The 6,303-nt window shown below is 62.9% G+C and carries 5 protein-coding genes; 1 reads left to right on the forward strand and 4 read right to left on the reverse strand.

Translation table 11 applies throughout. The features are described from left to right. Positions 1-55: 55 nt before the first annotated feature. A complete protein-coding gene (locus AC27IQ_RS17570; RefSeq protein WP_317354221.1) occupies positions 56-307 on the reverse strand; it encodes a hypothetical protein in 252 nt (83 codons plus the stop codon). 188 nt (positions 308-495) lie between these two features. Next, positions 496-1,665 carry a branched-chain amino acid ABC transporter substrate-binding protein gene (locus tag AC27IQ_RS17575; protein WP_487090229.1) on the reverse strand — a complete coding sequence of 390 codons (1,170 nt, stop codon included), beginning with the start codon at positions 1,663-1,665 and terminating at the stop codon, positions 496-498. 171 nt (positions 1,666-1,836) lie between these two features. Between AC27IQ_RS17575 and AC27IQ_RS17580 the strand changes: the two genes are divergently transcribed. After that, entirely contained in the window at positions 1,837-3,834 is a 1,998-nt protein-coding gene (locus AC27IQ_RS17580) for a peptidase U32 family protein (protein ID WP_487090230.1), read from the forward strand. Between the two features lie 903 nt (positions 3,835-4,737). On the opposite strand, the gene AC27IQ_RS17585 is transcribed toward AC27IQ_RS17580, so the two are convergent. Next, positions 4,738-4,911, reverse strand: coding sequence for an RHS repeat-associated core domain-containing protein (locus AC27IQ_RS17585; RefSeq protein WP_487090231.1), 174 nt, complete (start codon positions 4,909-4,911; stop codon positions 4,738-4,740). After that, positions 4,912-6,056 (reverse strand): IS3 family transposase gene (locus AC27IQ_RS17590; RefSeq protein ID WP_487090232.1). Its coding sequence is split into 2 segments (ribosomal slippage): positions 4,912-5,795 and positions 5,795-6,056, totalling 1,146 coding nucleotides; the frame shifts between segments, so codons are not numbered across the junction. Positions 6,057-6,303: the final 247 nt, after the last annotated feature.

Below are 6,303 nucleotides of genomic sequence, written 5' to 3' on the forward strand. Positions count from 1 at the left end.
TTGCTATTATTTTTATAGCTACCAGGGCATGAAAAACGCCGGCATGGGCCCGATTTCACTTGGATTCGTCTTCCGGCATGGGGCGGGCCTGCTGCATGAGCGCTTCCATCTGCTGCTTGACCTGTTGCTGCACCTGCTGGCTCTGCTCGCGCACGGTGGCGGCCGAGGCCCCGCTGGCCGGCGGCTGGGCGCCCGGCACCGCGATGACGGGCACGGAGGCGCGCGTGGCGCCCATCTGCTTTTTCACGAGGACGGCGACGATCGCCAGGGCCACGAGCAGGCCCACGAGTCCGAATCCCATGCGCATGGTCAGTTCTCCGTGTGTTGCGCGACCGGCGGCGGCCCGATGCCGTGCCACGCGCCGACTCACCCTGCGGCCCATTCACGGGGTCACGGGATCGAAATCGCACGGGGAGTGGCATCGGCGGCGGCGCCGGACAGAGCCGCCACTGTAACGAAGAACAGCGCGCTGGCGGGCGCGCTCGGGGTGCAGGATCAGTTCAGCGCCACCCGGGCATTCGCCGGGTAGTGGTACAGCGTCACGGCCGGCGCCGTCAGCTCGCCCTTGGGCGTGAACGCGATGTTCGCCGTCACGCCCTTGTACTGGGTCTTGGACAGGAATGGCGCGTAGACCTTGGGGTCCACCGAGTCGGCACGCTTCATCGCGTCCACCAGCACCATGGCCGCGTCGTAGGCGTACGGGCTGTAGATCTGGAACTGGCCGGGGAACTTGGCGTCGTAGCGCTTCTTCCATTCGGCGCCACCCTGCATCTTGGTGACCGAGGCCCCGCCCGTGGCGCAGGTCACGTTCTTGAGCACGGCCGCCTTGGACGACAGGTCGGGCAGCTTCTCGGTGCACAGCGCGTCGCCGCCGAAATACTTCACCGAGCCCAAGCCCAGCTGCTCCATCTGGCGCAGCATGGGGCCGGCCTGGGCATCGAGGCCGCCGTAGAAGATGCCGTCGGGCTTCTTGGACTTGATGGCAGTGAGGATGGCCATGAAGTCCGTGGCCTTGTCGTTGGTGAACTCTTCGGACACCACCGTCAGGCCCTTTTGCAGCGCCGTGGCCTTGAACACCGCCGCCACGCCCTGGCCGTAGGCCGTGCGGTCGTCGATGATCGCCACGGTCTTGAGCTTGAGGTGGTCCGCCGCGTAGAGGGCCAGCGCCGCGCCCAGCGCGCTGTCGTTGGCGATCAGGCGGAAGGTCGTCTTGTAGCCGGGCTTGGTCAGGTCGGGGTTGGTGGCCGCGGCCGTGATATGGGGCAGGCCGCACTTGTCGTAGATGGACGAGGCGGGAATCGACGTGCCCGACTGCAGGTGGCCGACCACCCCCGCCACCTTCAGGTCGCACAGCTTCTGCGCCACGCCCGTGGCCTGGCGCGGGTCGCCGGCATCGTCTTCGGCGGCCAGCTCGAAGCGGATCTTCTTGCCGCCGATCACCAGGTTCTGCGTGTTCAGGTCGTCCAGCGCGAGGCGCACGCCGTTCTCGGTGTCCTTGCCGATGTGGGCGATGCCGCCCGACAGGGGGCCGGCGTGGCCGATCTTGACGGTCTGCACGTCCTGGGCCATGGCGGCGCCGCAGGCCACCAGGGCTGCGCAGGCCAGCGCGGTGGACCGCAGGGAAAAACTCAGTCGGGAAGCGTTCAGCACTCTCAAAGTCTCCATCCTTGTCGTTGGAAAGCCGCCGGGGCCGGCGGCCAAGCGTGCGTATGCTAGCCGCGCCACGCACCGGTTCCGGGATAAATCGCACCAATTCAGTGCAGATTGCGGGACATTCGCGCCGCTAATGCCGGCCCGGGTAGGCACCGGCAGCGCCCGCTGGGATAATCGCGCCCCATGTCCTTGCTGCCCCACCAGATCGAACTGCTTTCCCCGGCGCGCGACGCCGACATCGGCATCGAGGCCGTCAACCATGGCGCCGACGCCGTCTACATCGGCGGCCCGGCCTTCGGCGCCCGGGCCGGCGCGGGCAACGATCTGCGCGACCTGGAGCGCCTCGTGCGCCATGCGCACCGCTTCCACAGCCGCATCTTCGTCACGCTGAACACCATCTTGCGGGACGACGAGCTGGAAGGCGCACGGCAGATGGCCTGGCAGGTATACAACGCCGGGGCCGACGCGCTCATCATCCAGGACATGGGCCTGCTCGAACTGGACCTGCCGCCCATCCAGCTGCACGCCAGCACCCAGACCGACATCCGCACGCCCGAGAAAGCGCGCTTCCTGCAGGACGCGGGCCTGTCGCAGATCGTGATCGCGCGCGAGCTGGACCTGCAGGAGATCGCCGCCGTGCGCGCCGCCACCGACCCGGCGCGCACCACCATCGAATTCTTCGTGCACGGCGCGCTGTGCGTGGCCTATTCCGGCCAGTGCTACATCACCCACGCGCACACCGGCCGCAGCGCCAACCGGGGCGACTGCAACCAGGCCTGCCGCCTGCCGTACGAGGTGCTGGACGGCAGCGGACGCATCATCGCCCACGAAAAGCACGTGCTGTCGATGAAGGACAACAACCAGAGCGACAACCTGCGGGCGCTCATCGATGCGGGCGTGCGCAGCTTCAAGATCGAGGGCCGCTACAAGGACATGGGCTACGTGAAGAACATCACGGCGCACTACCGCAAGCTGCTCGACGAGATCATCGAAGAGCGCGAGTTCTCGGCCGAGCCGCTGGCGCGCTCATCGTCCGGGCGTACCACGTTCACCTTCACGCCCGACCCCGACCAGAACTTCAACCGCGAGTTCACCGACTACTTCGTCAACGGACGCCAAGACGACATCGGCGCGTTCGACACGCCCAAGACGCCGGGCCGCGCCATCGGGTGGGTCACCAAGGTGGGCGATAACTTCGCCGAACTCGAACTGTCCAGCCCCGACACTGTGCTGCACAACGGCGACGGCCTGTGCTACTACGACCTGCAAAAGGAACTGGTGGGCCTGCAGATCAACCGCGCCGAAGCCGTCAACGCCAAGAAGGGCCTGTGGCGCGTGTTCCCCAAGGACCCCATCGCCGGCTTCAAGGACCTGCGAAAGGGGCTGGAGATCAACCGCAACCGCGATATGGACTGGGTGCGCACGCTCGACAAGAAGTCAAGCGACCGGCGCATCGGCCTGTGGGCACAGCTGTCCGAAACGCCCGACGGCTTCGACCTCACGCTGACCGACGAGGACGGCTTCGTCGGCAGCGCGGCGATCGTGCACCCGCACCAGCGCGCCACCGACGGACCCCAAGCCGAGGCCACGCTGCGCGAGCAACTCGGCCGCTTCGGCGCCACGGTGTTCTCCGTGCATGACATCGCCCTGAGCCTGTCGCAGCCCTGGTTCGTGCCGGCCTCGGCATTGAACCCGCTACGCCGCGACGCGGTGGCCGCGCTCGAATCCGCGCGCGCCGCCGGCCTGGTGCGCCTGCCCCGCGCCGAGCCTGTCCAGCCCCCCGCGCCCTTCCCCGAAGACACGCTCACCTATCTGGCCAACGTGTTCAACCAGAAGGCGCACGACTTCTACGTGAAGCACGGCGTGAAGGTGATCGACGCGGCCTACGAGTCGAAGGAAGAAGAAGGCGAAGTCAGCCTGATGATCACCAAGCACTGCGTGCGCTTTTCCATGAGCCTGTGCCCCAAGCAGGCCAAGGGCGTGATCGGCGTGAAGGGCACCATCAAGGCCGAGCCGCTGCAGCTCATCAACGGCAAGGAAAAGCTCACCCTGCGCTTTGACTGCAAGCCTTGCGAGATGCACGTGGTGGGCAAGATGAAGAAGTCGGTGCTCAACCAGCACGCGCGCGACATGCAGGCGGTGCCGATGCAGTTCTACCGCACACGGCCCGTGGCGGGATAGCACCGTTGTAACGCGGCTTTGGCCGCCGCCGCATGCCCCGGGAAATTCGCCCCGGTTACAACCGACACCTACCAGCCTCAAACCGAGCGCCAGATAATCTGCGGCCCAGAGCAGCCCGCGAGGTGCGGTTTTGCCTAAACGTCTTTCGCAAAAAGTAGAAAACAGGATGATAAGCTTGGAGCGTTTAAGCAGCGATTTTAAATACAATCTTTAAAAATCGAACAGGCCACAATAAAATATATCACATAAAAACTTGGCACCAAGAATACAGCAGCCAGAAAGATTGACGGAAGCTTAAACCTCTTTATTGCAAACAAGCAAAAAGGCGTCGCGACCGCCAAAACCAAATACTCCCTCTTTGGCAAGGCCTCCAGCCAATTCGTATTGTAATCAATGAAATACATTGAAAACACCGACAAGAAAATAATGACACAAAGATAAAAAAGCAACTTCAACGATCCTATCGCCGCATCCAAAAATCGTTCTCTTCATCATTTGACCTCGACTGTTCCAACAGGAGCAACAATATTGCTGATAGGCAAAGGATTGCCGTATCCAGGCGCCTGCCAATTGCCCCCAGTGTTCAGCGTTGGAGGAACTGCTCCAACTCTCTGTATGACACCAGACACATACGAGTTGCTATTGTATGTACCGGGATCCATTTGCCCATCCTGCGTTCCAGGAATCAGAGAGACATTAGGCTTGGAATACGGAAGGCAATTACAGTATTCTTCCGACGCCTTCTTCAGCTTCTTGAGAAACTCACAATCCGTCATTCCTTCCGGCTTTTGAATGGCCTGCCTTACATCTATGCCTATTGAATCTCCAGGATAGTTGGAACGCGATACAAGATAGCCATTCGCAAAGTTTCCAGAAGGTTGGCCTCCAATCCTAGCGGGTCAATCATGGTGATGGGTTGATTTGTATAGAGATATTTCTACCCCCATTTAGGCCGATGGGATCATGAGTGATGTACTGCCCCAGGTGTGGGTCGTAGTACCTGAAGCGGTTGTAATGCAGCCCGGTCTCGGCATCGATCTGCTGGCCCTGCTGACCTGCCCCCTGTAGCCATACCAATCATTGGGAGAGAGGTCCAGGGTTTTGCAGGTTAACTGATCCTGCATCGATGGTGGATGGTTCGCGGTGCCTGGCTGCAAATGCGGCAGGTGGTATTCGGCCAATGCTCCCGTGGGGCCGCACTTCGTTGTAGTCCTGGCGCCACAGGGCAATGACCTCCTTGGCCTGGGCCAAGGTCTCGAACCAGTTCTCGTTGAGGCATTCGTCCCTGAACCGGCCATTGAAGCTCTCGATATAGGCGTTCTGGGTGGGCTTTCCCGGCTGGATCAGGATGTGCTCGATGCCCCGCGCCTGCAGCCAGGCCATGAAGGCCCGGCAGGTGAATTCCGGGCCGTTGTCGGTCCGGATGGCCTGCGGGTACCCTCTGAAGCATGCTGCCCGCTCCAGCACCCGCGCGACGTAGGCACCGGGCATCGACAGATCCACCGCGATATCGATGCACTCGCGGGTGAAGTCATCGGTGATGGTCAGGCATTTGATTCGCCGGCCATTAGCCAGTGCGTCGCTGACGAAGTCCAGGCTCCAGGTCTGGTTGGCCCGCATGGCGGCAACCAGCGGCGTCCGCTCGCCGCGGTACTTCCTGGCCTTGTTGCGCCGGCGTACCGCCAGGCCCTGCTCGCGGTAGAGGCGATACACCTTCTTGTGGTTGGTGCCTGGAAACTCGCTGCGCAGCATGTCATGCACACGGCGATAGCCGAAGCGCCGCCGCTGCATGGCCACGGCGTGGATGCGCTCGCGCAGCCGGACCGTACAGGCGCCGGGCTGCGGCGGGTGGCGCCAGGCATCGCGGGAGAGCCCCGCAAGACGGCAGGCCCTGCGCTCGGAGATCCTGGCGTGCTCCAGCATCCGGGCAATGGCCTTGCGCTTGTCCTGCGGGGCTAGCGCTTTACCCCGAAGCCGATCTTCAGGGCTTCGAGATCCAGGTGGGCCTCGGCCAGCAGTTTCTTGAGCCGGGCATTCTCGACTTCCAGCTCCTTCAGGCGCCGGGCCTCCTCGGCATCCATGCCGCCGTACTTGGCACGCCACTTGTAGAACGTGGGCTCGCTGAAGCCGCCCTGCCGACAGACCTCCTTGACTGCCAGGCCCGCTTCGGCCTGCTTCAGGAAACCGATGATCTGCTGCTCCGTGAATCGACTCTTCCTCATGTCCGTCATTCTCCAAGTTGACGGACCTCACTTCCATTCAGGTGGTACGGATATCGGGGAGCACGTCAACTGCAGCCGGATGCTCTGCTCGATCCGTTGCGGGTTGTATTCCTCCTGCATGTCTCCCCAGGCACCATAGCTGGCTGCCCAGGTAATCTCGCCGGCCTTCTCGCCATTGCCATCCACCCATCCGATCGGCGTGCACAGATAGTCGCACAGGCAGTGCCGTATGCATCCTAGCTAACGA

The organism is Acidovorax sp. KPB24-07, from assembly GCF_057543315.1.